We start from the raw sequence: 1121 nt of genomic DNA on the forward strand, positions 1-1121 counted from the left end.
ACGCTCTTCCGATCTGGGCCCGCCGCACGAGCCCGGCGGCTCCGCCCACCAGCAGCAGCGCACCGGCGCTCAGCAGCACCACGGTGAGGATGGTGGCGGGCGTGAGGGTGCCCACTCCGTCGGCGAGGGCGGCGCGGCGGTCGTCGTCGGCGAGCACCCACAGGGCGGCCCCGGCGATCGCGGCCAGCACCACGCCCCAGATGACGGCGGCCCAGCGGGTGCGCGGGGTGGTGATCGTGTCGGTGCTCATCGGTCGTCCTCCGGTGATTCCTGGACCGTGATGGCGATGACGCCGCTGGTCTGGTGGATGGTGACGGGTTGCACGGTGGTCGGCGAACCGGAGCCGGACGTGATGTCCTCCGACACGGTCCAGGTGCCATCGTCGCGCGTGAGGGGCCAGGTGCCGCTGTCGGTGATGCGGCCGGCCTCGGGGTCGACGCGGATCCAGCTCACCTCGACGTCGTCGCCGACCGTGCCGCGCAGCGCCAGGCGCACTCCCTCGTCCACGAAGATCTCGGTGCGACCGGAGCCCTTGTCGATCAGCATGGGCCGCGGTCCGTCGTCGTGCGCGTGCAGCCGCACGTACAGGTCGCCGAACGGCTGACGCACCTGCGCCGGCTGGTTGTTCGAGATCGACGCGTACCCCAGCGTGGTGCCGGGCACCGCCGCGACGCCGCCCGCGACGAGCCCGCCGACGAGCGCCGCGATGGTCGCGAACGCGAGGAAGCCGCTGCGGCGCCGGAGTGCCCCGGCGACGATCATCGACACCGCGAGCACGAGCGCGGCCGACAGCAGCCCGAGCGCTCCGCCCAGGCCCTCGCCCACCGCGAGCCCCACGCCCGCACCGACCACGATCGCGAGTCCGAGCGCGGCCATCACCGCGGCGAAACCGGCACGCGGGTTCGACGCCCGGCGGACGCGTCGTCGCTCGGCGGCCTCCGCGGCGAACACCGCGGCCTCGGCCTGGCGCTCCCGTCGCAGCTGATCCCTGGCGGCACGCTCCGCGTCCTGCTGCTGCCGCCGCCACGCCTGGTCCTGCTCCTTCCAGGCCGCGTGCTGCGCGCGCCACGCCTCGAGCGCGGCGGGGTCGTTCGCTCCGGGCGGCAGGGGCGCGGGAGGGG

Annotated in this window: 1 protein-coding gene and 1 pseudogene; both read right to left on the reverse strand. The window is 75.1% G+C overall.

Annotation, left to right across the window (positions count from 1 at the left end):
- Positions 1–250, reverse strand: a 250-nt coding sequence (locus DW299_RS16845) for a hypothetical protein (RefSeq protein ID WP_136037275.1), incomplete at its 3' end; no start/stop codon positions are given.
- Positions 247–1121: pseudogene (locus DW299_RS19315) on the reverse strand (hypothetical protein); the annotation flags it as partial. The pseudogene DW299_RS19315 and the gene DW299_RS16845, both read right to left, overlap by 4 nt.

The organism is Microbacterium sp. K35, assembly GCF_004794375.1.
In the GTDB taxonomy this organism is placed as follows: Bacteria; Actinomycetota; Actinomycetes; order Actinomycetales; family Microbacteriaceae; genus Microbacterium; species Microbacterium sufflavum.